Consider the following 25,083-nt stretch of genomic DNA (forward strand, 5'->3'; position numbering starts at 1 on the left):
CCGAAGCTATTGCCACATCTGCTTCGAACCAAGCCGCCGTGTTTGCACCGCGGCTTGGTTTGGTTGTGCAGCGATTTGCCGCGCAATACGCAGCATCGTTGTCGCCACTAACGACACCGGTATCGGTCGCCATGCCCGCGCACCAGGAAGCCAAGACAGCAACTTAGAAAACTGCGCCGCAACCGATTCGGCCAAGCGGCGTGGATAGCGTTTTACCACCAACAACGACGGTTGATAGATAACCAGATTATTAAGCCCTAGTGCTTCGAGCCCCGATTCCATCTGCCATTTGGTTTTCAGATACAAACCGCGTGCTCGGTCACTGACGCCAATGCTGCTGATCACATGAAACTGCTGACAGCCATTGCTGCTTGCCCACTGCCCCAGCGCCAGCACCGCCTCAAGATCAACCGCTTTAAAGGCGGAGGCACTGCCGGCTTGCTTAATGGTACTGCCAAGGCAGCAAAACAGCGCGTTAACCGGTTCGGCTATTTGCAGATCCGCGATGCGACTGAGCGGCAGGATGTGTTCAATCACCTGCGGATGTTGATGCCAACGGGTAGCGCGACGGCTGAGCAGATGCACCGTCACCTCTTGATCTTGTTCAAGCAGTTGCATCACCAGTTGCTCACCTACCGCTCCTGTAGCGCCTGCCACCAAAATCCTTCTCATCGATTGGTCATCATCCGTTTGCCGTCAAATAGTGGATAACTTGATTGCTACTGCCACGCCATTTAAGCCCCGGGTGGTGCTGTTCTCTAACAAAAGGGCCATCGATCAACACATCGATTAAGTCCAGCACTTGCTGCTGCTCGGTATTGAGTTCGCTGCGCAGATAACCGGTCCATAACCAGATATCTTTGCCCGGTGCTTCTGCCCGAACCCGTTGTACCAATGCCAATACATCCGCCACGTTAGCCGGATGCAGCGGATCCCCACCGGAGAGACTCAGGCCACGACGGCGAATACGACTGTCGTTAAGATCGGCGATGATCTGATCCGCCAGCGTATCATCAAAGGGATGACCGCTGTTGGGATTTAAGGTGGACTGGTTGTAGCAACCTTTGCAGTTGTGCACGCACCCTGCAACAAACAAGGTGCAGCGAGTGCCCGGTCCATTGACAACATCCACGGGGTAGTAGTTGTGATAATTCATTTTATGCTCAAAACAATAAGGCGCCAGCTTTCGCTGGCGCCATTTAACCTTACAGGTGTTTAACTCGGCGTTTCACTTCTTCTTGCTTACCAGAGTTAAATGGTCGCGCATCCGGGCTGCCCAAATAGCCACAGACTCGTCGGGTTACCGAAACCTTAGTGGAATCGGAATTACCACAAGCGGGGCAAACAAAGCCTTTACTGGTGCATTCAAACTCGCCGGTATGACCGCACTCGTAACACTCATCAATTGGCGTATTGGTGCCGTAGTAAGGCACTTTGTCGTAAGCGTAGTTCCACACATCTTCCAACGCTTCAACGTTGTTTTGCATGTTTGGATACTCACCGTAGCTAATAAAGCCACCAGAGGTGATCGCTGGGTAATCGCGTTCGAAATCGATCTTATCGTATGGATTGACCTTCTTCTCTACGTCGAGGTGGAAGCTGTTGGTGTAGTAGCCTTTATCGGTTACGCCATCAATAACCCCGAAGGATTTGGTGTCCAACTTGCAAAAACGAGTACACAAGTTTTCACTTGGGGTCGAGTACAAGCTGAAGCCGTAACCGGTCTCTTGTTTCCACTGCTCAACCGCATCACGCAAATAACGTACGACATCCAGCGCATGTTGACGCAACTTGGCATCATCATAAACGTGGGTACCATCGCCAAACAGCGCGTTGATGGTTTCATGCAAACCAATGTAACCGAGCGAGATTGACGCACGGCCATTTTTGAAGATCACCGAAATGTCATCTTCTGGCTGCAAACGCACGCCACAGGCACCCTCTTGGTAAAGGATCGGCGCCACTTTGGCTTTCACGCCCTGCAGACGTTCGATGCGGGTCATCAATGCCGCGCGACTGACCGCTAGGCGCTGATCAAGGATCTGGTAGAAGCGTTCAACATTGCCTTCGGCTTCGATGGCGATCCGTGGCAGGTTGATCGAGACCACACCTAAGTTGTTGCGGCCTTCGTGTTGCAGTACGCCATCTTCCTCATAGGCCCCAAGGAATGAACGACAGCCCATCGGATTTTTAAATGACCCGGTCACCTCAACCACTTTGTCGTAGTTAAGAATGTCTGGATACATCCGCTTGGAGGCGCACTCGAGTGCCAATTGCTTGATGTCGTAGTTGGCATCGGTTGGCGCCAAGTTATGGCCAGATTTGATCGCAAACACCAATTTCGGGAACACCGCGGTTTTGCGGTTTTTGCCAAGACCGGCAATCCGGTTTTTCAAAATGGATTGTTGAATCAAACGCGCTTGCCAGCTGTCGCCCAAACCAAAGCCAAAGGTAACAAACGGGGTCTGGCCATTGGCGGTATGCAGGGTATTTACTTCGTATTCCAGCGATTGGAAGGCGTCATAACACTCTTTTTCAGTACGGGCTTTGGCAAAACCTTCGGCATCTGGTACTTGCCACTCATTGGCTACCGCTAGGTGCTTTTCGTAGCTGGCTGTCACATAAGGAGCCAACACTTCATCAATGCGGTTGATGGTGGTGCCACCGTAGATGTGGGACGCCACCTGAGCGATGATCTGCGCGGTCACCGCAGTTGCGGTAGAGATTGACTTTGGCGTGTCGATCTCGGCGTTGCCCATCTTAAAGCCGCCGGTAAGCATCCCTTGCAGATCGATCAACATACAGTTGAACATTGGGAAAAATGGCGCGTAATCCAAATCGTGGTAATGGATCTCGCCACGCTCGTGAGCTTGCACCACATCACGAGGAAGCAAGTGGCGACAGGCGTAGTGTTTGGCGACGATGCCCGCCAGCAAGTCACGCTGGGTTGGGATCACTTTGGCGTCTTTGTTGGCGTTTTCATTCAACAGATCGTTGTTGGACTGATCCACCAGACCTTGGATCTCTTGATTAAGGCGACTGCTTTTTTCCCGTGCCACATCACGGTCGTGACGATACTCGATGTAGGCGCGAGCTAATTCTTTGTGCGGGCCATCCATCAGCTGCACTTCAACCGCGCTTTGGATCGAATCGATCCCAACCTCATCAAACTGGGCCAGCTGCTTGGTCACCGCCGAGGCCACTTCCACGGCATAAACCTGATCCTCGCAATGGATTGCCTTTGCCGCACGCATCACCGCTTGGGTAATACGGGCACTGTCAAAAGGCAGCCGGGTTCCGTCCCGTTTGATTACAACTGGCATCATCAACTACTCCTAAAAAATGACAACAACACTATATATTGAATCTGGCGTGAGATTTTGACACAACATCTAGGTCTTGGGGATAAATATCTCGAGGCAGGAATCGGATCCAGATCAAACAAATCTGGATTGACGCGGTTCACCGCTTGGTGCTAAAGGGTGTGACCTAGCTCTCATCTGTGCGGCGACTATAGCGCATTGACCGCGACCCAAGCAGCGCGATTTTTTGGAATTTTTTAAGATATTCGGACGGGATCACCGGATCAGAAAATCAAGCTTGATCTGTCAAATTTGAGCAAAAATCTGGATCTGAACAATGCGTTTTTTAGATAGGCAAATCCGGCACAAAAGCTGAACGACAATCAGCTAAAAATTCACAGATTTGCCGATCAATCCAGCAGTCCAATCACGGTGATGAAATTAGCATCAGTAACTTGCTGGCGATGTCGCTGTTATCTTGTAAGCCGTTAAACCATTCGGCGCCGACACCGTAGGCCAGTACCGGTACATCTTCGGCAGTATGACCGCTGGTGGTCCAACCGGTGTGGCTACGAGCCGCAATGATCCGCGCCACCGCCGCGGCCATCGAACGCTGATTAAGCTCGACCTGTTGCAGCAGTTGCCGCTCGCGCGGCTGCAACGCAAAGTCGACATGCGCTTGCCATACCCTATCAATCGCCGGATCACTGCGATCGGCAGCCAACAGCGCTGTAGCGATCACTTTGGCGCTGCTGGCGACCTTTGCAATCAGTTGGTGATCCCAAGCGTATTGGCCATTGGCCCCCAGCGTTAAGCCACCCGTAGCGTGATCCGCGGTGACCAGCAACAGACTATCGGGGTTCTCATCAACGAAGGCTTTGGCGGCAGCAACCGCATTGGCAAAGTCGTTCATCTCGGCCAGAACGCAGGCGATATCGTTAGCGTGACCGCACCAGTCGATCAAACTGCCTTCGACCACCGCCAGCAAACCGCTATCTGGCTGCCGCAACAGCGCTAAAGCATGGGTGGTTAACTGTGCCAAGCGATCGTCCCGCTTAGCATCAATAGCAAACGGCAGCGCCACGTCCGCGAGCAATGCCATTGCAGGGGTTCGTTCTAGGCTGGCAAGCTGTGACCATTCGGTCGCAACGGCCACCTTATGCTGCACGAGTGCTTTGGTATCAAAGAAATCTCGACCGCCGCCGAACAGCAGATCAACCTGCCCTTGCAACAACGCCTGCTGCATCTGATCCGCCAACGGTTGGTAGGCACGTCGGCTTTGATGATTCGCGATAAAACTGGCTGGGGTTGCATGATTCAGCTGCGAGGTGGACACCAAGCCCACTTGCCAGCCACGACGCTTAGCCGCGCTCACCAAGGTGGTGGGGATTGGCCGTTGCTGTGGATCAACACCAATGGCACCATTGTAAGTTTTGATGCCGGTCGCCAAAGTCGTGGCCGCCGCCGCAGAATCGGTCACGATGGTCTCGGTCGCTGGATAGGTTGTGGCATTTCCCCGCCAAAGCTCATCCAACAGAGTGGGCGCAACATATTGAGCGTTATCGCCCGATTGCCCAGAGCCCTTTGCATAGCGATGCGCCGCAAGATAGCTTGACCCCATGCCATCACCAATCATCAAGATAATGTTTTTTGGCTGCTGTGCGTAGCCAAAATGGCTACAAAACACCGCAACGAGCGCCATCAATGGCAGCAACTTTTGCTTCATATCATCCCTGCGTTTAAAACCTGTGGTTCGCGTTGCCAACTACAATCAACCTCAACACCGTTGACGTTGACAACGCCGGTTAGAAACCCCACCGTGAATGACAGCCCCATCTACTCAGCATCAGTGAGAAGTGACCCTTGAGCCAAGACAGTCCCATAGAAACCGTCGTTTGTGAAGGTCGCGCTTTTTTCGTTGGCGACATTCACGGTGAGTACCAGCAGTTGCAGCGAGCACTGAACCATTTGGGTTTTGAGCCAAGCCGAGGGGATCAGTTATTCAGCGTTGGTGATCTGATCGATCGCGGCCCAGATAGCATCCGCTGCTTAGAACTGCTTAATCAGTCGTGGTTTCACGCCATTTTAGGCAACCATGAAGCGATGATGATTGAGGCGCTCACTGGCAGTAATGAGCGCAGTAGCCACTGGTACAAGGTTGGCGGTAGCTGGTTTTCCGACCTCGACGACAAGCAACAGCAACAGCTAAAACAGCGTTATCTGCCACGACTGCAATCACTGCCTATCGCCCTTGAAGTGCAGTTACCGAATGAGCAACTGACCATCGCCATGGTTCATGCCGATCTGCCACTGGATGACTGGCAAGAGTTTAAACAGCAGTACCACTCACTACCCACCGAGCAGCAGCAAGAGTGTTTATGGTCGCGTAACACCTTAAAAGCGATTGATCGCGGTAAGACACCAATGCCATTTACCGGTGCCGATGCGCTGATCATGGGTCATACCCCATTGCCAATGTTTCGCAGCTTTGGCAAGCGAGTGTGGCTCGATACCGGCGCCGGTTACGCCAGCGGCAGTCTGACTGTGCTGTCTTCGCAGCACATCTGTAACTTGCTGTTACGTTAGCGCATTGAGAATTGCCCACCATTATTACGCGTACAGTTGTACGCTGAGTTAAGTTTGATTAGTCTAGGGGCAAAATTTCTGATCCCAATCACTATGTCGACCACCAGCAGTTACAGTACCGGCGAAGAGATCGCTAACGCCGTCACCCATGGCATTGGCGTGGCCGCGGCCATTGTTGGCCTAACCCTAATGCTCACCAAAGGGATCCCGGTACTTTCCAGTAATGAAATTGTCGCCATCAGCATATACGGCGCCAGCATGGTGCTGATGTTTCTCTCCTCGACGCTGTACCACAGCATCGTTAATCATCGCGCCAAAGCGGTACTAAAACGGATCGATCACTGTGCCATCTACCTGCTAATTGCCGGCAGTTACACTCCGTTTATGTTGATTGCCTTAGGGGATAGTGCGGCGCTGTGGCTACTGGCACTGATTTGGACATTGGCACTGGCGGGGGTGGTGTTTAAGGCCCTGTTTGTCAATCGCTTCAAACGACTGGCACTGGCAACCTATCTACTGATGGGTTGGTCGAGCTTGGTGGTGATTTGGCAATTGTGGCAAGTGCTGCCGACCGGCGGCTTTATGCTGCTACTGATTGGTGGTCTGTGTTACAGCATTGGAACCATTTTTTACGCCATCAAAAGCAAGCCCTACTTCCATGCGATCTGGCACCTGTTTGTGCTTGCCGGGGCCAGTTGTCACTGCGTCGCCGTTGCCCTTTTTGTGATTCCATCGCAGTAACAACCTTAATCATTAGTCGGTAACAAAATTAGCCCAAGTCGATAACTGACCAAATTACAGTCACAACCGTCGATAACTGCCGAGGATTACACATTTTTTCTCGCAAACTGTTGAGCAATATGCCAATCTTTCGTCTAGCGCCTCAACTAAGCTATTCGCTAGGTTCCTTGCGCTAATATTAGATATCGCTACTAGCGAGTTCGTATCCGTACAAAGGAGATGATATGAAAATCAAATTGCTGGCCGGTCTGGCTATGAGCACCATGCTGTTCGGTTGTGCCAACACTGCTGATCTGGAAGCCCAAGTTTCTGCTCTGAGCAACAAAGTTGACACCCTGAACACTCAAATCGGTGCAATGCGCGCAGACCAAGACAAGATGGGCGCAGACATCAACGCCGCTAAAGGCGCAGCGATGGACGCTCAACAAGAAGCGGCTCGCGCTAACAGCCGTATCGACGCAATGGCTTCTGACTTCCGTAAGAAGTAATCGCCCTGCGTAAAAGAAAGGCTCGCAATTGCGAGCCTTTTTTGTTCCGAAAATTTCCGTTCAGCGAATGCGCATTGGCATCCCTTGCTGACCATCCAGTGCTTGTTGCAGTCGCACCGGATCGGCATCCGCTTGTTCAAGCTGTTTAGCCAGCGCCGAACTGAACGCCAACTGCTTTTGATCGCGGCTTAGTTCAACCTCGCCAGATAATGGCTCATGCACCTCGATAAGCCACTCCCCTTGCACTTGCGCCAGTTTGATCGGTTCGTTGATCACCCGCACCTGCTCACCCAACTTAACCATATCAAACAGTGACTCGATGTCATTGGGACGCAGGCGAATACAACCGGCACTGACTCGCATACCAATCCCAAAATCCTGATTGGTGCCGTGGATCAGATACTCGCCGTTGCCAAAGCCAAGGCGCATCGCCCGATGCCCAAGTGGGTTATCCGGCCCGGCCGGAAAGGTGCGTGGCATATGTTCACCAGTCTCGGCAAAATGATTGCGACGAGTGGTTTCGGTTGGCGTCCACGTTGGGTTCTTGCGCTTCTGGCTGACTTTGGTCAAACCGATCGGCGTTTCCCGACCAATCACGCCGATGCCAATTGGAAACACATGGATGCGCTGGTTGTCGCTATCGAAGTAATACAGCCGCAGCTCTGCTACGTTGATAACGACGCCTTTGTGCGGCACATCTGGCAGCAGCATCTGAGTCGGCAGCTGTAAGATGGTACCCGGTGCGGGTAACAGCGGGTCAACCTCGGGGTTAGCGGCAGCCAAAGCCAAAAAGCCCATGTTGTACATCTGCGCGATTTGATCAAGGGTCTGACCAGCTTCAACCCGATGCTCCAGAGGAAAGCCGATCAATCGATTGTCACCTTTAGGCGCTGAATAGATCGCTGCCTGTAGTGGCGCCGCTAACCCGATGGTTAATAACAGCGCCGAGATATAACTGCGTTTCACTACTAATGCCTTTACGTCGTTGTCGCCACTACCTTAACAAAAACGCCTGTGACACTCCAAAGCATCACAGGCGCCGGTCAGGTTACCTTGGCAACCTTATGCCACTTGCGGTTGTTCCACCAGTTCCAGTTTGACCGCACAGACTTTAAATTCTGGGATCTTAGCCACTGGATCCAAGGCGGCGTTGGTCAAGATGTTGGCCGCCGCTTCAGCAAAGTGGAACGGCATAAACAGCACGCCAGGGCGCATCCGCTTGGTCACAAACGCCGGTACTTCCACCGAACCACGACGAGTCACCAAACGCACCATTTGCGAGTTGGCAACGCCCAGTCGTTCAGCATCGGTAACCGAGATCATCACCATCGGTTTGGCCAGCAGATCCATCCCTGGGGTCTTGCGGGTCATGGTGCCAGTATGGAACTGCGCCAACTGCCGACCGGTGGTTAACGTCAACGGATAATCTGGATTTGGTAACTCTGCCGATAGTCGGTATGGCACCGCCGCAAACTGCGCTTTATCCATATGATTGAAGCGAGTTTGATGCAAGATCCGAGTACCTGGGTGCTTATCGTGCGGACACGGCCACTGCAGCGATTCGGTTTCGGTACGCTGCCAGGTGATGCCACCGTAGCTTGGGGTGACGCGGTTGATCTCGGCAGTGATGTCACTCACCTGCTGATAATCCCAATCGGCTCCCATAGAATTGGCGATCGCTTGGATAATCTGCCAGTCTGGCTTGGCTTCACCTGGCGCTTGCAGCGCCGCTCGCAGTCGCTGAACGCGACGTTCGGTGTTGGTAAAGTGGCCTTCTTTCTCGGCAAACGAGAACGCCGGTAATACCACGTCAGCATAAGCGGCGGTTTCGGTCAGGAAGATGTCCTGCACCACCAAGAAATCCAGAGCTTGTAAGCCTTTGAGCACATGCTCTTGATCCGGATCGGACAACACCGGGTTTTCACCCATGATGTACATACCGTGCAACTGACCGGTGCTGATGGCATTCATCATTTCAGTCAATTTCAGTCCCGGCTCATTGCTGATCCGCACGCCCCAATGCTGTTCAAACCGATCAACCACGTCCAGGTTCGGCAGTTTCTGATAACCCGGCAGGTAGTTCGGCAAGGCCGCCATATCACAGGCACCTTGGACGTTGCTTTGGCCACGCAGCGGATTGATGCCGCGGCCCTCACCGCCCAAATTACCGGTTAACAGCTGCAAGTTGGCAATCGCCCGTACGTTGTTGGTGCCAAAGCTATGTTGAGTAATGCCCATGGCGTAGTAGATCCCGGTCGCTTTCGACTCAGAGATCATCTTAGCCATTTGCAGCAGCTGCTCAGCCGGAACCCCAGATACCGCGGCGGCGTTCTCTAGGCGATACTCCAACCGCATCACTTCGTTGTACAGCGCTTGATACTCTTCAGTACGCTCATCAATAAACTGCTGATTTTGCCAGCCGTTTTCGATGATCAACTGACAGATGGCGTTGATCAGCATCACGTCGGTACCGGGACGCTGCTGCAGATACAGATCTGAATGGTATGCCATGTCCACTTTACGCGGATCGACCACAATCAACTTGGTGGTGCCCTTGGCTACCGCACGGCGGATGTGGGAGGCGATCACCGGGTGTGATGAGGCGGTGTCGGAACCAATCAATATCACCAATTCCGAGTGCTTGATGCTTGGAATGTCGTTGGTCATCGAGCCGCTGCCGATGGCTGGCTCAAGGCCAGTAACGGTGGTGGCGTGACACAATCGCGCACAGTGATCGACGTTGTTGTTGCCAAACACGGTCCGAACAAACTTCTGGAACAAGAAGTTGTCTTCGTTGGTGGTTTTCGCTGACGACAAGCCCGCTAAGGTGTGGTTACCGCGCTTACGGGCGATATCACTAAAGCGCTGTGCCACCAAACTGATGGCGTGTTCCCAAGTGGTTGGCTGCAGTTGGCCATCAACCCGCACCAACGGTGAGGTTAGACGCTGCGGCGAGTTGATAAAGTCAAAGCCAAAGCGGCCTTTAACGCACAACATCCCCTCGTTGACTGGCGAGCCTTCAACGCCAGAAACCTTAACCACTTTGTTGGCCGCTTCATCAACGTGCAAGGTGATGCCACAACCAACACCGCAGTAGGTACAAATGGTGTTCACTTTCTTATAAGTGACTTTTTGACCATGCTGATGGACGTTTTTCTCGGTGATTGCTCCCACGGGGCAAGCCTGCACACAGGCACCACACTGGACACAATCGGACGCAGACAGCAATTCGCCATTGCCGATCTTAACCTTGCAACGTTCACCGCTAACCGCCAGATCCAGTACGTTATGAACGCCCTGTTCACGACAAGCCTGAACACACTGGCCACACCCGATACAGCGGTTGGCATCGATGCGGATAAAGGCCGATGATTCATCTACCGCAAACTTGCTGTAGTGCGTGGTCGCCAGATCTTCGTCACTGATGCGGTATTCGGTGGCGTAGTCGCGCAGATCACAGCTTTTGCTCTTTTGGCAGCCACAGGACAAACAACGCGCCGCTTCCATGATTGCTTGGTCGCGATCAAAACCGATCTCAACCTCACCGAAATTGCTGGCACGGGCGATGCCGTCCAGTACCGGCATTTTTAGCCGTTGCGCAAATGGGATCTCGCCGTAGTAACGAGCTTCAACGTCTTTCAAACGCGCCGCCTTGCGAGAGTTAAACTCTTTGGCGGCAACAGCCAGTTCGCCATTCTCCAAGAAACGGATCATTACTTCGGCGCAGCGACGACCTTCGCCGATCGCTTCCACCGCGGTTGCAGGTCCCAGACGGAAATCACCAATAGAGAACAGCTTACCGCCGCTGTGGAAGGTTTGATCAGAAGCGTCGGCGGTGTTCCAACGGGTCAGAGCAATGGCATCACCAAGAGCACTGGTATCTGGCTTTTGGCTTACCGCCGGGATCACGGTATCAAATTGATGCCAAGTGAACTCACCGGTTGGCTCTGGACTCCGACGACCAGAAGCGTCCGGTTCGCCCATCCGCAGCGCCTCCACTTTGACCTGATGAACACGGCCGTTTTCATCGGCAACGTTTTCCACCGGCACCGCCATAAACAGGAAGTTGATCCCTTCTTGTTCGGCATCGTGGATCTCGTGATCCTCCGCTGGCATATCGGCCTTGGTACGACGGTAGATGATGGTTACTTCCGCGCCTTGACGCAGCGCAGTACGGGCACAGTCAATCGCAGTGTTACCACCACCGATCACCGCCACCTTATTACCAACAACAACCTCTTCACCCATCGAGAACGCTTTAAGGTAATCGACACCCAGCAGTACGCCATCAAGATCAGAACCGGTGTATTCCATGTTCACCGCTTGCTGAGCACCCAGCGCCAACACCACGCCATCGTAGTCTTGTTGCAGTTGTGCCAAATCAACATCACGACCAAGGGCTTTATTGGTGTGAACTTGCATGCCAGCACGGCACATCAGTTCAATCTCTTTGGCCAAGGTCGCTTTCGGCAAACGGTATTCCGGGATCCCGTAGCGTAACCAACCACCCGCTTCCGGGCTTGCCTCAAACACTTCAACGTCACAGCCTTCATGGCTTAAGAAGTAGCCAGCGGTTAGACCCGCAGGGCCGGCGCCAATAATCGCCACTTTTTTACCGTTTTTCGGTTTGATTTCGGCCAAATGCGGCGCGTCACCGTTCAGATCAATATCCGCGGCATGGCGCTTTAACTGACGGATCGCTAACGGTTCATCGACAAGACTACGACGACATTCACTTTCACAGAAGGCTGGACAGACACGACCCACCGACAGTGGCATCGGTAGGCTTTGCTTAACGATCTCGTTGGCTTTGACCTCATCACCTTGGGCGATATGGTACAGGTAAGATTGAATATCGACCGCCGCTGGGCACGCGGTACGGCACGGCGCCTCACAGTCGGCGTGGTGATCGGACAGAATCTGTTTTAGCGCTTGCTGACGGCGCTGAGTCAACGCCTCGGAATGGCTTACTACGGTAATTGGCTGGCTGATGGTGTGCTCACAAGAGCGAACCTGCACACCATCAATCTCTACCACGCAGAGATCACAAGGGGTCTTACGATCCCCATGATTGTCACCACACAGCGACGGGATTGTTGCCCCTTGCTCTCGTGCCCAATCCAATAAACGAACGCCCTCTGGCGCCTGCAACTCTTGCGAGTCGAGAATAACCTTAATCATACCGCCTGCCTGTATGCCCGCCGTTCCTAGCAGGCAAAGTCGTAACAATATTGTGGTTTGAGCCAATCCATTGACCCCAAAATTGGCGACAGAATACAGGCTGGTCACACGCAGTTCAGACAATGGCCCAACAATCGTGATCCACCGCACAAATTGGCTCAGTGGTCATACCGTGGCTCTATCACGCCATCGATTGCAGCAATTTAACTCGTCGATAAGTCGATGAAATATCCAGCACTCAGCCACAATTGCCGTTGTAATTCGTAAAGCGGCGCCCCATATCGACTACAACAACCCTATTTGTGGCATTTGCAATGAGCGATCACCCAGTCAATGAATTCAGCGCCAACTGGACTATCTCGTTGGACGGTAACGGTAAGCCGACCGACGGCGATGCGCCGACCGAGCTGATCCCTGCAACCAACAAGCCTGATGTTCTGCCGGTTATGCCGCTGCAAAATCGGCCATTCTTTCCGGCGCAGGTGATGCCGGTGGCAGTAAAAGGCCAAGAGTGGGAATCCACTTTAGAAGCGGTAGAGCAAAGCGAACATCGGCTGATGGTGCTATTTCACACCAGCCAACCGGATGCTGCCCGTGGCGAGCTAGATTTAGCGCAACTGGCAGACACCGGCTGCGTGGTGCGCGTGCATCAGATCGATCAGACCGACAACGGTCACTTCCAATTTGTCGCCGAGGGGGTTGAGCGTGCCAAGGTGCTGCGTTGGATCACCAAAGAGCAGCCCTATCTGGCCGAGATCAGCTACCCGATTGAAGAGCATCCAGACAGCAAAGAGATCAAAGCCTACGCCATTGCCATTATCAAGGCACTAAAAGAGCTGATCCCGCTTAACCCGCTGTACTCTGAAGAACTGAAGCAGTATCTGGAGCGCTTTGGCCCATCTGAGCCATCACCGCTAACCGACTTTGGGGCGGCAATCACCACCGCTTCGGTAACCGAACTGCAACAGGTGCTGGACACCGTTAGCTTGTTGCCGCGAATGCAAAAAGTGTTCGAGCTACTGAAGAAAGAGCTGGATGCCGCTAAGCTGCATTCGGAGATCGCCGGTGAAGTAAACAAAAAGCTCAACAAACGCGAGCGTGAATTCTTCCTGCGCGAGCAACTTAAAGTAATTCAACGTGAACTGGGGGTGTCGAAAGACGACAAAACCTCAGACGTGGAAGAGTTCCGGCAGCGGATGACCGACAAAACCCTGCCAAAGCAGGTGCAAAAGCGCTTTGACGAAGAGTTACAAAAACTGTCGGTGCTGGAAACCGGCTCGCCAGAGTATGCGGTGACTCGCAGCTACTTGGATTGGCTAACCCATGTGCCATGGGGCGTATTCAGTGCCGACAGCATTGATCTGGCCAACGCCCGTAAAGTGTTGGATAAACACCACGACGGCCTTACCGACGTCAAAGAGCGGATCTTAGAATTTTTGGCGGTTGGTGCCTTTAAAGGCGCCATCGACGGCTCCATCATTTTGCTGGTGGGGCCACCGGGGGTCGGCAAAACCTCAGTCGGCAAGTCAATTGCGGAATGTTTAGGCCGACCATTCTACCGCTTCAGTGTCGGTGGCATGCGCGATGAAGCTGAAATCAAAGGCCACCGCCGTACCTACATTGGGGCGATGCCCGGCAAATTGGTGCAGGCACTGAAAGAATCGGAAGTGATGAATCCGGTGATCATGCTCGATGAGATCGACAAGATGGGCAAAAGCTACCAAGGTGATCCCGCCTCGGCACTGCTGGAAACCCTCGATCCAGAACAAAACGTCGAGTTCCTCGATCACTATCTGGATGTCCGCTTGGATCTTTCCAAAGCGCTGTTTGTCTGTACCGCCAACACTCTCGACAGCATTCCTGGGCCACTGCTGGATCGTATGGACGTCATTCGTCTGTCCGGTTATTTGGCTGAAGAGAAACTGGCGATCGCCAAACACCATCTGTGGCCACGCCAATTGGCCAAAGCTGGCCTGAAGCGTAGCCAACTGAAGATCAGCGATCCGGCCCTGCGGATTGTGATTGAAGGCTACGCCCGTGAATCCGGCGTTCGAGCGCTGGAAAAACAACTGGCCAAGTTGGTGCGTAAGTCAGTGGTAAAACTGATGGAGCAACAACTCGACAAACTCAGCATCGGCATCAAAGAGATTGAGCCGATGCTGGGGATGCCGCGCTTTAAAAACGAAGAGGTGTTATCCGGTAAAGGCATCGTCACCGGCTTGGCCTGGACCTCGATGGGCGGCGCCACGCTGCCGGTTGAAGCCCGCGTCGTTCACAGCCAAACCCGCACCTTAAAAGTGTCTGGGCAATTGGGCGAGGTGATGCAGGAATCTGCCGGCATTGCCCACAACTACATCAGCGGCGCACTGAAGCAGTTGGGTGCCAAAGCCGACTTCTTTGATAAAGCCTTTGTTCATCTGCACGTGCCTGATGGCGCTACCCCAAAAGATGGTCCTTCAGCTGGGGTAACCATGGCCACCGCTCTGCTGTCGCTGGCGCTAAACAAAGCGCCAGCCAAGGGCATCGCCATGACCGGCGAACTGTCACTGACTGGGCAAGTGATGCCGGTTGGTGGTATTCGCGAAAAAGTGATTGCCGCCAAACGACAGAAGATCACCACGGTGATCCTGCCCGATGCCAACCGCAGCGATTTCGACGAACTGCCTGATTATGTTAAAGAGGGCGTCGAAGTGCACTTTGCTGAGACTTACCCGCAAGTAGCCAAACTGATGTTTGGTTAATCGCAAGCTGGCAAACAACAACGGCAACCATTCGGTTGCCGTTTTTTATGCTGTATAAATTAAGTTTGCCAATATCTCAGATACAACCGCAGCATCCATTGCGGCATATACCCTACCCGTTTCGATAAGATTTCGCCCTGTGGCGACACCACCAAATAAGTTGGGAACAGATTCACTGACAGCAGTTGACTTAAATGCTGATCGCCCAGCAGCACGGTTGGCGACAGCCGCACCCCGCCGGCCTCATCAACAAAACGTTGCACTTCACTGAGGTTCTGATAGCTAAGCGCCAACGTAATAATCCGATGGTCATCATCAAGTTCGGCCAGTGACGGAAAGGTGATTTGGCAAATACTGCACCACGGCGCGAACAGATACAGCAATTGATTGCCGTCTGGATTTATCAGTGGGGTTACGGCGCCGTTGTCCGTCGCAAGCCGTGGCGCACTGATCGCAATCGGCAAGGTATCGACACTGTTGGTCACGCCCAAATTGGCACGCGCCCAGCCCACTGCCCATACCAGTACCACTGTCATAACGCCGATCAGCAGCAATTCTTTTAGCCACTTTTTCAGTGGCCAAGTAGTGGGTGTTAAGCGACACCGTAACCACTGCATGATTATTCTGGTCGAGTTAAACCAAAGTGCAGATAGGTGCGATCGCTGACGATCCGGCCACGGGGGGTACGCTGCAAAAAGCCTTGCTGAATCAAGAACGGCTCGAGCACATCTTCGATGGTTTCCCGCTCTTCTCCAATCGCCGCTGCCAGGTTTTCCAATCCCACTGGGCCGCCGTTGAATTTGTCGATGATAGTGGTCAGCAATTTACGGTCGAGGTAATCAAAACCCTCTTTGTCGACATCCAGTAGATCCAGCGCCGCCGCCGCCACTTCAGCGGTAATGCGACCATCGTACTTCACTTCGGCAAAGTCACGAACACGGCGCAACAAGCGGTTGGCAATTCGCGGAGTACCACGACTACGACGGGCGATCTCCACCGCCCCTTGCGGCTCAATGATCAAATTCAACTGTTCGGCGCTGCGCGTAACGATGCTGGTAAGATCTTTAACGTTGTAAAACTCTAGCCGCAGCGGAATGCCAAAGCGCGCTCGCAGTGGCGAGGTCAGCGCCCCAGCACGGGTGGTGGCGCCAATCAGGGTAAATGGTGGTAGATCCAATTTGATCGATCGCGCCGCTGGCCCTTCACCAATCATGATATCCAGCTGGTAATCTTCCATTGCCGGATAGAGCACCTCTTCGACCACAGGACTGAGACGATGGATCTCATCGATAAACAGCACATCATGGGGCTCAAGGTTGGTCAGCAGCGCCGCCAAGTCACCGGCCTTTTCCAACACCGGACCTGAGGTCGACTTGATATTAACCCCCATCTCGTTGGCGACAATGTTGGCCAATGTGGTTTTACCAAGACCAGGAGGGCCGAAGATCAACAGATGGTCCAGCGCTTCACCGCGTTTGCGTGCCGCTTGGATAAAAATATCCAACTGCCCCTTGGCTTCCGCTTGACCGGTGTAATCGGCAAGCATTTTTGGCCGCATGGCGCGATCTATCACTTCCTCTTCGCGGCTGGCCACTGGCGCCGCAATCAAACGATCCGCTTCAATCATATCGGTCTGCCCTACTCGTTGGATTACAGCATCGCCTTAAGGGCGTCTTTGATGATCTGCTCCGAGCTCATACCGTCTCGTGCCACCTTATCCACCACTTTAGTCGCTGCGGCGGATTTGTAACCCAGCGCAATTAGCGCGGCGATGGCATCATCAACCGGATCCGGCGCGGTCACGAAGGTATTCTCTATGCCGTTAGCCGCACCTAAGCGGTCGGCATTCGGGGTGAACAGCGGCATCGCAAACGCTTTTAAGCGGTCGCGCATCTCGACCACCAAGCGTTCGGCGGTTTTCTTGCCGACACCAGGGATTTTGGTCAGGCTGGTGACGTTTTCCGCTTGCACCGCCTCGACGAACTGCTCCGCCGACATGCCGGACATGATCCCCAGTGCCATCTTCGGCCCAACACCGTTGGTTTTAATCAGTTCACGAAACAGCGCTCGCTCCTCTTTCGAGGCAAAGCCGTACAGCAGCTGCGCGTCTTCACGCACCACAAAATGGGTAATGACTGTGGTCTCGACGCCCACCTCTGGCAGCTGATAAAAACTGGTCATCGGCATCTGGATCTCATAGCCAATGCCGCCACACTCAATTACCACTTCCGGTGCGGTTTTTTCCACCAACACGCCGCGTACTCTTGCTATCACAGCCAATCCTTTTTCGGTGCTGCGCCATCGCGCACCACTGGTTATTTTTACAGTATCCAAATAGTAACGACTTTTACGCCTTAAATCACCATGGTTATCGGCAAAAAGCGCAACAAAAAGGGGCACCGAAGTGCCCCTTTTCATCAATCGAGATTCGATTAACCGTAGGTGTAGCTCGCGCCCAGACCCAGCGGCAGGCCGATACCCCAGTAGATCAACAGCCACGCGGTCCAAAGCAGCAGCAGTGAAATAGAGTACGGCAGCATCGCTGCAATCAGGGTACCCACACCGGTGTTTTTAACGTACTTCTGACAGTACACCACCACCAGTGGGAAGTAAGGCATCAGCGGAGTGATGATGTTGGTTGAGGAGTCACCGATGCGGTAAGCCGCTTGCGACAAGTCTGGGGAGATCCCCAGCTGCATCAGCATTGGTACCAGAACTGGACCAATCAGTGCCCACTTGGCGGAAGAGGAACCCATAAACAGGTTCACAAAACCAACCAAGCAGATCATACCAACAATGGTAACCATCGCAGGTAGGCCAAGCGATTGCAGGAAGTTAGCGCCTTTAACCGCCAGCAGTACGCCCAGATCAGACTGAGAGAACGCCGCGATAAACTGCGCACAGAAGAACGCCATTACGATGTACGCGCCCATGCCTTCCATCGCTTTGGTCATCGACTTGATCACATCAGCGGAGTTTTTGTAAACGCCGTTCATGAAACCAAATACCACACCCGGGATCACGAAGAACACGAAGATCAGCGGTACGATCGACTTCATCAGTGGTGCGCCAAAGCTGGACAGGTTACCAGCGGCATCACGGAAGGTAGAATCTGCAGGCATACAAGCGACAGCCACTGCCACCATTGCCGCCACCATTGCCAAACCAGCAAAGCGGAATGCACGGTTCTCTTTATCAGAGATCTCGTCCATTTGCGGCGCTTCGATGTCGTCGTTCAGCGGGGTGGACTTCATCAGGCGAGGCTCCATAACCTTATCGGTCAGGTACCAGATCACCGCGATGATTGGAATGGTCGAGGACGCCGCGAAGAACCAGTTGTTCAGCGGGTTCAGTTCCAACGATGGATCCAGAGTTTGTGCCGCCGCTTGGGTAAACGACTGCAGCAGTGGATCGATCGCCGATGGAATGAAGTTGGCACAGAAGCCGCCAGATACACCAGCAAACGCCGCCATAATACCGGCAATTGGGTGACGGCCAATGGCGTAGAAAATCACACCCGCCAGCGGGATTACGACAACGTAACCGGCATCAGTAGCAGTGTGAGAAACGATACCTACTACCGCTACCGCTGGAGTCATCAGATTCTTAGGGGTAACACGCAGCATCTTCTTCAGCGCGGTGTTGATGAAGCCAGAATGTTCGGCAACGCCAACACCCAGCATCGCTACCAGTACCACACCCAACGGGGCAAAAGAGGTAAAGGTGGTCACCAGCTTGCTAAAGAACGTGGTCAGTGATTCAGCGGTCATCAGGTTGGTGATAACCACCTCTTTACCGGAGCGAGGATCGATCTCGGTAAAGGTCATGGTGGATAGCGCAGCGGAGATAACCCACACCGCCACCAACAAGATCAGGAACAGGATGGCGGGATCGGGCAGTTTGTTACCTACTCGCTCAACGCCATCCAAAATGCGAGCTAAACGCCCGTCTTCAGATTTTACTTGAGTTGTCATTGATACAGTCCAATGTATGAATATGCCAGCAAGCTAAAGCGGCGCTTCAGCAAAACTGACACCGTGTCGGTCAGCCGGTCAATAGTGCCATTGATGCAAGGCGTTACGGCCAAAAAAATCTAAGATTTCAATTCAAGTCACACAATATCTGCCAACGTTGATGAATTGCGCTCAAATTTTTATCAATTCGACAACTTGCCCAAAATACTTACTCAATTCAAACAAAAAGACGGCTATGGCAAACCATAACCGTCTTCAGCAAAACCAAAGCCACCGGCGAGTCATTTACGCCAGCAACCAAACACCATTTGCCCCATCTAGCGGTAACGACCGCCGACTCGGCGACGGCTTGCCCCGGCCAGCGCCACCAAACCGCGCTGGGTATTGGCATGGGTAATGGCAATTGCCAACGCATCCGCCGCATCGGCTTGCGGCGTCCCCGGCAGTTTTAACATCGCCGCGACCATGTGCTGCACCTGCTCTTTTTTGGCCGCACCGGTGCCCACGGTGGCTTGCTTGATCTGGGTTGGCGAGTATTCCGATACCGGCAAGCCATGATTCATCGCCGCCACAATTGCCACCCCGCGGGCTTGGCCAAGCTTCAGCGCTGAATCGGCGTTGCGCCCCATAAACACTCGCTCGATCGCCAACTCCGTCGGCTGAAACTGGGCGATAAGCTCCGACACACCGTCGTAGATGATCTTTAACCGCTGCGGCAGTTCCGCCTCCGGCAAGCGAATACAACCGCTGCCAAGATAATGTTGATAACGCCCCTGCAGTTGGATCACCCCGTAGCCGGTGATCCTTGAACCGGGATCGATCCCTAAAATGATGCTCATCGTCGCGCCCTAACTTAACTCTGCTTTAGTTAAACAAAAAACCCGGCGCGATGCCGGGTTTTGCTTAGCAAAGACGACGATTAAGCGTCTTTCTTAATGTGGCTGATCCCCAGCTCGGTCAATTGCTCTTGGTTAGCAAAGCCCGGAGCGTTAGTCATTGGACAAGCGGCAGTGGTGGTTTTCGGGAATGCCATCACTTCACGGATGGACTCAGCGCCAACCATCAGCATGATCAGACGATCCAGACCAAACGCCAGACCCGCGTGCGGCGGAGTACCGTATTTCAACGCATCCAGCAGGAAGCCGAACTTCTCTTTCGCTTCTTCGTCAGAGATGCCCAGCACGCGGAACGCTGCAGATTGCATTTCAGCGCGGTGAATACGTACAGAGCCACCGCCCAGCTCAACGCCGTTCAGAACCATATCGTAAGCATCAGAGATAGCGCCATCAGGGTTGGCTTCCAGCTCTGCTGGGGTCATATCACGTGGTGCGGTGAATGGGTGGTGCAGTGCGTAGTAACGGCCGTCTGCTTTTTCAAACATTGGGAAGTCAACCACCCACATCGGTGCCCAGTCGCCAGACAGCAAGTTAAAGTCTTCACCGGCTTTCAGACGCAGCGCGCCCATCGCATCGGTAACCACTTTGTAAGAATCGGCACCAAACAGGATGATGTCACCCGCTTCGGCGTTGTTACGCGCCACAATAGCGTTAACGATCTCATCAGACAGGAACTTGGCTACTGGCGATTGTACGCCTTCAACCCCCTTGCCTGCTTCGTTCACTTTGATCCACGCCATGCCCTTGGCACCGTAGATACCAACGAACTTGGTGTAATCGTCCAACTGCTTACGAGACAGTGACGCACCACCTGGGATCCGCAGCGTGGTCACACGACCTTCTGGATCGTTTGCTGGGCCGGCAAATACCGCGAACTCAACATCTTTAACCAGATCAGCCACGTCCACCAGCTCCAGCGGGTTACGCAGATCTGGCTTGTCAGAACCGTAGCGACGCATCGCTTCTTCGTAGGTCATGTGTGGGAATTCTGGCAGATCAACGTCCAGCATCTTCTTAAACAAAGTGCGGATCATCGCCTCGGTTTCTGCCATCACTTGCTCAGCGGTCAGGAACGAGGTTTCGATATCGATCTGGGTAAACTCAGGCTGACGGTCAGCACGCAAGTCTTCATCACGGAAACACTTAACGATCTGGTAGTACTTATCCATGCCCGCCATCATCAGCAGCTGCTTAAACAGCTGTGGTGATTGTGGCAGTGCGAAGAATTGACCTTTGTGGGTACGGCTTGGCACCAAGTAATCACGCGCGCCTTCTGGGGTCGCCGCAGTCAGGATTGGGGTTTCAACATCCATAAAGCCCGCGTCATCCAAGAAGCGACGCACTTCAGAAGTTACCTTAGCGCGGAACTTCATCTTTGCGGTCATCTCTGGACGGCGCAGATCCAAGTAGCGGTACTTCAGACGCTGCTCTTCAGAAACGTCAGTGTTGAAGTCAATTGGCAGTGGAGCAGCGGCATTGATGATGGTCAGCTCTTTACCCAGAACTTCGATACCGCCAGTGGTCATGTTGTTGTTTACTTGGCTGTCAGGACGCAGACGTACCACGCCCTTAACCTGCACACAGAATTCGCTCTTAAGGCTAGAAGCGGTAGCAAACACCTCTGGCAGATCTGGGTCGTACACCACCTGGACGATGCCTTCGCGATCACGCAGATCAAGGAACACCACGCCACCCATGTTACGGGCGCGGTTTACCCACCCAACTAAAGTTACTTCCTGACCGGCTAGGGTCTCGGTGACGTTTCCACAATAATGGCTGCGCATCGTCGTCAGTTCCTGTTGTTCTGTAAAGCAAGGTGAGCCGAGCAGATCGGCCCACTGAATAATTTTTTAGATGGCGCAGTATAGAGAAAAACACCAAACAGCTAAAGGGAACTTGCTTGACTTTGCTGGCAAATCAAGCAATCGCATACCCATTGCAGCCACGAAGCTCGGCTTGACGACTGCTGGCCTGTGCTTGGCGCAACAATTCAACCCCCTCAACGCCGTGATTGGGAAATAGCGCAATACCGATGTGTACCCGCTGTTTGCCATTGCCAAAGCCGTAGGTTTCGGCAATGGCAATCAGGTTGTTGGCCACCGCAAAGGCGGCATCCGGCTGCTGCAGTTGTTCCAGCAACACCACGAATTCGTTGCTATGCCAACGAGCCACAGTATCGCTGCGCCGTAATGACCGCCGCCACGCGCCAGCAAGTTCAGCCGCATTGGCGTCATGGCGATGCGATTCCCGCAACGACAGCGGTAACAACCGAATCGACAGCACCGCCAGATGCTGTTGCTGACGTTGATGGCGACCTATCGCTTGGCTGAGTCGGTCATCCAAAATAGCGCGGCCAGACAAGCCGGTGATCGCATCGGCTGAGTGCGACAGTCCCATCAACCGCAGCAACCGTCGCCGCTGCTGGCCGATGCGCCACAGCCCCAAGGCCAACAGCACCACCGTAGCACTGAGCAACAACACCAACCACCAGCTTAAATGTTGGTAACTGTTTGCAAAAGCTGGCGATGACACCAGCAAAACCACCCAAATTGGCAACATCAATTTCATTTCGCTAACTACACTGCCTGATATCAGTGCCCCATCCTTGCTGAATTCTGTAGCCAAGGGATAAAATCGGCGCCCTCGCCGACAGGAGCCTTCATGAGCACTCAACACGACCAAATTTTTGCCCAGCCTCAACGCGTTAGCGATTTTCGCTTCGATGATAAAGTGGCTGCGGTGTTCCCCGATATGATCTCGCGCTCCATCCCTGGCTACGCCGAAATCCTTTCGACCTTGGGTCAGCTTGCCCATCGCTTTGTCACCCCAGGCTCCAAGGTATATGACTTAGGCTGCTCGCTTGGCGCGGCCAGCATCGCCATGCGTCGTGGCATTCGCCATGATGATGTAAAGATAGTGGCCATCGACAACTCTGAGGCGATGATCCGTCGCGCCGAAGAACATCTGCAGGCGTTTGTCAGTGCGGTTCCAGTAGAACTGCACTGCGCCGACATTCGCGCCGTCGACATTAGCGATGCCTCAATGGTGGTGCTGAACTTCACCATGCAATTTCTGGCGCCCGAGGATCGCGACGCTCTGATCGCAAAAATCTACGCAGGCATGCGTCCCGGCGGCCTACTGGTGGTTTCCGAGAAGCTGAACTACCGCCAGCCAAAAATTCACCAGTTACTGGATGACCTATATCTCGATTTCAAACGCGGCAATGGCTACTCGGAACTGGAGATCAGCCAAAAGCGCACCGCGCTTGAAAACGTCATGAAACCCGACACCTTAGAAACCCACCAAGCGCGCTTTGCGGCGGCGGGTTTCAGCGAATCCGAAGTGTGGTACCAGTGTTACCGCTTCGCTTCGATGATCGCGATTAAATAGAGCTTTCTACGTCTATGGATTTTAGTAATTTTTATAAACGCATCGCTGGCACTCGCCTAAACCACTGGTTAGAGACTGCTCCATCACAACTGGCCGAATGGAACCGTTACCATAAAAACGGCAACTTCCCGAAGTGGCAAAAGGTGTTGGATAAGCTGCCGGTTCGCACCCCAGAACTGTTCGATATTAAAGACCGCGTGGCCTTTGGCAGCAGCGACGAAATTGCCGCCGGCGATCAGAAAAAACTGCACAACCTGCTGAAGATTTTGCACCCGTGGCGCAAAGGTCCATTTGATCTATATGGTATCCATATCGATACCGAGTGGCGCAGCGATTGGAAATGGGATCGGTTAAAGGATCACATCAGCCCTTTGCAATACCGCACCGTGCTGGACGTAGGTTGTGGCAGTGGCTACCACATGTGGCGGATGCTAGGTGACGGCGCCAAGTTAGTGATTGGCGTTGATCCCTCGGATCTGTTCCTGGCTCAGTTTGAAGCCGTACGCAAACTCTCTGGCGATGTCCAAGATATCCATCTGTTGCCCTTAGGGATCCAACAACTGCCACCATTGCACGCCTTTGACACCGTGTTTTCAATGGGGGTGCTGTACCACCGTAAAAGCCCAATCGACCATTTAGAGCAGTTGTGGGATCAACTAAAAGCTGGCGGCGAGTTGGTGTTGGAAACTCTGGTGATTGATGGCGATGAAAACCAAGTGCTGGTGCCTGCCGATCGCTACGGCAAAATGAATAACGTTTGGTTTTTGCCATCGTCAGCGGCGTTAATGTTATGGTTACGCAAATGCGGCTTCGTCAATGTACGCTTGGTGGATGAAGATGTGACCAGTTTGCATGAGCAGCGCCGCACCGAATGGATGACCAATGAATCCCTTGCCGATTATTTGGATCCCGATGATTTAAGCAAAACCGTCGAAGGCTACCCTGCGCCGAAACGGGCGGTAATTATTGCCAACAAACCAGCTAACGAAGAATAACAATGCGTAAATGGCTTTTACTCCTCACCCCCTTTATTGCCAGTGGTTGCGCCATCACCGAGCGCTCCGCCACGGTGACTCCAGAGCAGCTAAGCAACGCCTTTAGCACCCAGCAACAGCAACTGCAGTTGCAATGGGCAGAGCAACAACAGGCGCAAGCGGCACAGCACACCCAACAACAGCAGCAGTTACTCGAACAACTGCAGCAGTTGCAGCAGCAGTTGACCACCATGCAACAACAGCAGTTGTTGGCCCATTCACTGGCCAGTGAGGCGGTAGAACCGATTCAGGTCGACGCGCCAGCGTGCATCCCAGCGATTGTTGAAGAGACTCAAAAGAAGATGATTTTTGGCGAAGCCGAGATGGTCACCGCGCCAGATTTTGAACGCAACTTCGCCGCCCGAGTCGACACCGGAGCTACCGGCAGCAGCCTAGGGGTTCAGAACTTGGCCGAGTTCGAACGCGATGGCGAAAACTGGGTCTCGTTTCAACTGCCAGCAGTGGATGACAAACGCACCGATTTTGAAGCTAAAGTAGTGCGCACCGTGCAGATCAAAAAAGCGGTCGAGGGCCAGAAACAGCGCCGTCCGGTGATTGAAGTGCGACTGCAAATTGGTGACTTTAATGGCATCACCGAAGTCAACTTGACCGACCGTAGCCATATGGAGTTCCCACTGCTGTTAGGACGCAAGTTCTTCAAAGACATTGCGGTGGTGGATGTCTCCAAACAATACGTGCAATCAGCTGAGGAATAACGGCGGTGTCTCGTAAACCTTTTTACTTTCTGAT

The 25,083-nt window shown here is 53.3% G+C and carries 20 protein-coding genes; 7 read left to right on the forward strand and 13 right to left on the reverse strand.

From position 1 onward, the window contains the following. Positions 1-6 precede the first annotated feature (6 nt). From G506_RS18540 to G506_RS0102575, 4 genes are all read right to left on the reverse strand, one after another. Positions 7-672 (reverse strand): NAD(P)H-binding protein, encoded by a 666-nt coding sequence (locus G506_RS18540; protein ID WP_084631094.1) that lies wholly within the window; start codon positions 670-672, stop codon positions 7-9. 10 nt (positions 673-682) lie between these two features. Next, positions 683-1,156 carry an anaerobic ribonucleoside-triphosphate reductase-activating protein gene (gene nrdG, locus G506_RS0102565; protein ID WP_028115510.1) on the reverse strand — a complete coding sequence of 158 codons (474 nt, stop codon included), beginning with the start codon at positions 1,154-1,156 and terminating at the stop codon, positions 683-685. A gap of 49 nt (positions 1,157-1,205) precedes the next feature. Beyond that, on the reverse strand, positions 1,206-3,323 hold the full coding sequence (gene nrdD / locus G506_RS0102570; protein ID WP_205619465.1) for an anaerobic ribonucleoside-triphosphate reductase: 2,118 nt from the start codon (positions 3,321-3,323) through the stop codon (positions 1,206-1,208). 406 nt (positions 3,324-3,729) lie between these two features. Then, positions 3,730-5,028, reverse strand: coding sequence for an alkaline phosphatase (locus G506_RS0102575; protein ID WP_051201840.1), 1,299 nt, complete (start codon positions 5,026-5,028; stop codon positions 3,730-3,732). Between the two features lie 137 nt (positions 5,029-5,165). On the opposite strand from G506_RS0102575, the gene G506_RS18545 reads away from it, so the two are divergent. The 3 genes from G506_RS18545 (at position 5,166) to G506_RS0102590 (ending at position 7,117) form a co-directional block, all read left to right on the forward strand. After that, positions 5,166-5,888, forward strand: coding sequence for a metallophosphoesterase (locus G506_RS18545; RefSeq protein ID WP_084631096.1), 723 nt, complete (start codon positions 5,166-5,168; stop codon positions 5,886-5,888). Positions 5,889-5,981: 93 nt separating this feature from the next. Beyond that, positions 5,982-6,629 carry a PAQR family membrane homeostasis protein TrhA gene (trhA, locus tag G506_RS0102585; RefSeq protein ID WP_084631097.1) on the forward strand — a complete coding sequence of 216 codons (648 nt, stop codon included), beginning with the start codon at positions 5,982-5,984 and terminating at the stop codon, positions 6,627-6,629. A gap of 224 nt (positions 6,630-6,853) precedes the next feature. Continuing rightward, positions 6,854-7,117, forward strand: coding sequence for an Lpp/OprI family alanine-zipper lipoprotein (locus G506_RS0102590; RefSeq protein WP_028115514.1), 264 nt, complete (start codon positions 6,854-6,856; stop codon positions 7,115-7,117). A gap of 60 nt (positions 7,118-7,177) precedes the next feature. Here the strand turns inward: G506_RS0102590 and G506_RS18550 are convergent, their stop codons facing one another. Then, entirely contained in the window at positions 7,178-8,083 is a 906-nt protein-coding gene (locus tag G506_RS18550) for a L,D-transpeptidase family protein (protein WP_035386897.1), read from the reverse strand. A 96-nt stretch (positions 8,084-8,179) separates the two neighbouring features. Continuing rightward, entirely contained in the window at positions 8,180-12,298 is a 4,119-nt protein-coding gene (gene fdhF / locus G506_RS0102600; protein ID WP_028115515.1) for a formate dehydrogenase subunit alpha, read from the reverse strand. Positions 12,299-12,612: 314 nt separating this feature from the next. Between fdhF and lon the strand changes: the two genes are divergently transcribed. Then, positions 12,613-15,039, forward strand: a complete 2,427-nt coding sequence (gene lon, locus G506_RS0102605) for an endopeptidase La (protein ID WP_084631099.1) — start codon at positions 12,613-12,615, stop codon at positions 15,037-15,039. 59 nt (positions 15,040-15,098) lie between these two features. Here lon and G506_RS0102610 read toward each other — a convergent pair whose 3' ends face one another. The 7 genes from G506_RS0102610 to G506_RS0102645 form a co-directional block, all read right to left on the reverse strand. Further along, positions 15,099-15,656 carry a TlpA family protein disulfide reductase gene (locus G506_RS0102610; RefSeq protein WP_028115517.1) on the reverse strand — a complete coding sequence of 186 codons (558 nt, stop codon included), beginning with the start codon at positions 15,654-15,656 and terminating at the stop codon, positions 15,099-15,101. Positions 15,657-15,658: 2 nt separating this feature from the next. Next, complete coding sequence (ruvB, locus tag G506_RS0102615) at positions 15,659-16,666, reverse strand: Holliday junction branch migration DNA helicase RuvB (RefSeq protein ID WP_028115518.1); 1,008 nt, start codon at positions 16,664-16,666, stop codon at positions 15,659-15,661. 23 nt (positions 16,667-16,689) lie between these two features. Further along, positions 16,690-17,313, reverse strand: coding sequence for a Holliday junction branch migration protein RuvA (gene ruvA / locus G506_RS0102620; RefSeq protein WP_028115519.1), 624 nt, complete (start codon positions 17,311-17,313; stop codon positions 16,690-16,692). 158 nt (positions 17,314-17,471) lie between these two features. Next, positions 17,472-19,013, reverse strand: a complete 1,542-nt coding sequence (locus G506_RS0102625; protein ID WP_028115520.1) for an AbgT family transporter — start codon at positions 19,011-19,013, stop codon at positions 17,472-17,474. Between the two features lie 317 nt (positions 19,014-19,330). Further along, the gene (gene ruvC, locus G506_RS0102635; RefSeq protein WP_028115521.1) at positions 19,331-19,852 is read right to left on the reverse strand and encodes a crossover junction endodeoxyribonuclease RuvC; all 522 of its coding nucleotides are present in this window, start codon (positions 19,850-19,852) and stop codon (positions 19,331-19,333) included. 80 nt (positions 19,853-19,932) lie between these two features. Further along, the gene (gene aspS, locus G506_RS0102640) at positions 19,933-21,693 is read right to left on the reverse strand and encodes an aspartate--tRNA ligase (RefSeq protein WP_028115522.1); all 1,761 of its coding nucleotides are present in this window, start codon (positions 21,691-21,693) and stop codon (positions 19,933-19,935) included. Positions 21,694-21,826: 133 nt separating this feature from the next. Next, a complete protein-coding gene (locus tag G506_RS0102645) occupies positions 21,827-22,477 on the reverse strand; it encodes a diguanylate cyclase domain-containing protein (RefSeq protein WP_028115523.1) in 651 nt (216 codons plus the stop codon). Between the two features lie 93 nt (positions 22,478-22,570). Between G506_RS0102645 and cmoA the strand changes: the two genes are divergently transcribed. Genes cmoA through G506_RS0102660 form a run of 3 tightly spaced genes read left to right on the forward strand, consistent with a single transcriptional unit; the run spans position 22,571 to position 25,049 of the window. Beyond that, positions 22,571-23,299, forward strand: coding sequence for a carboxy-S-adenosyl-L-methionine synthase CmoA (gene cmoA, locus G506_RS0102650; RefSeq protein ID WP_028115524.1), 729 nt, complete (start codon positions 22,571-22,573; stop codon positions 23,297-23,299). 14 nt (positions 23,300-23,313) lie between these two features. Further along, positions 23,314-24,294, forward strand: coding sequence for a tRNA 5-methoxyuridine(34)/uridine 5-oxyacetic acid(34) synthase CmoB (gene cmoB / locus G506_RS0102655; protein WP_028115525.1), 981 nt, complete (start codon positions 23,314-23,316; stop codon positions 24,292-24,294). 2 nt (positions 24,295-24,296) lie between these two features. Beyond that, positions 24,297-25,049 carry an ATP-dependent zinc protease family protein gene (locus tag G506_RS0102660; RefSeq protein WP_028115526.1) on the forward strand — a complete coding sequence of 251 codons (753 nt, stop codon included), beginning with the start codon at positions 24,297-24,299 and terminating at the stop codon, positions 25,047-25,049. Positions 25,050-25,083: the final 34 nt, after the last annotated feature.

It is taken from the genome of Ferrimonas senticii DSM 18821 (assembly GCF_000422665.1).
In the GTDB taxonomy this organism is placed as follows: Bacteria; Pseudomonadota; Gammaproteobacteria; order Enterobacterales; family Shewanellaceae; genus Ferrimonas; species Ferrimonas senticii.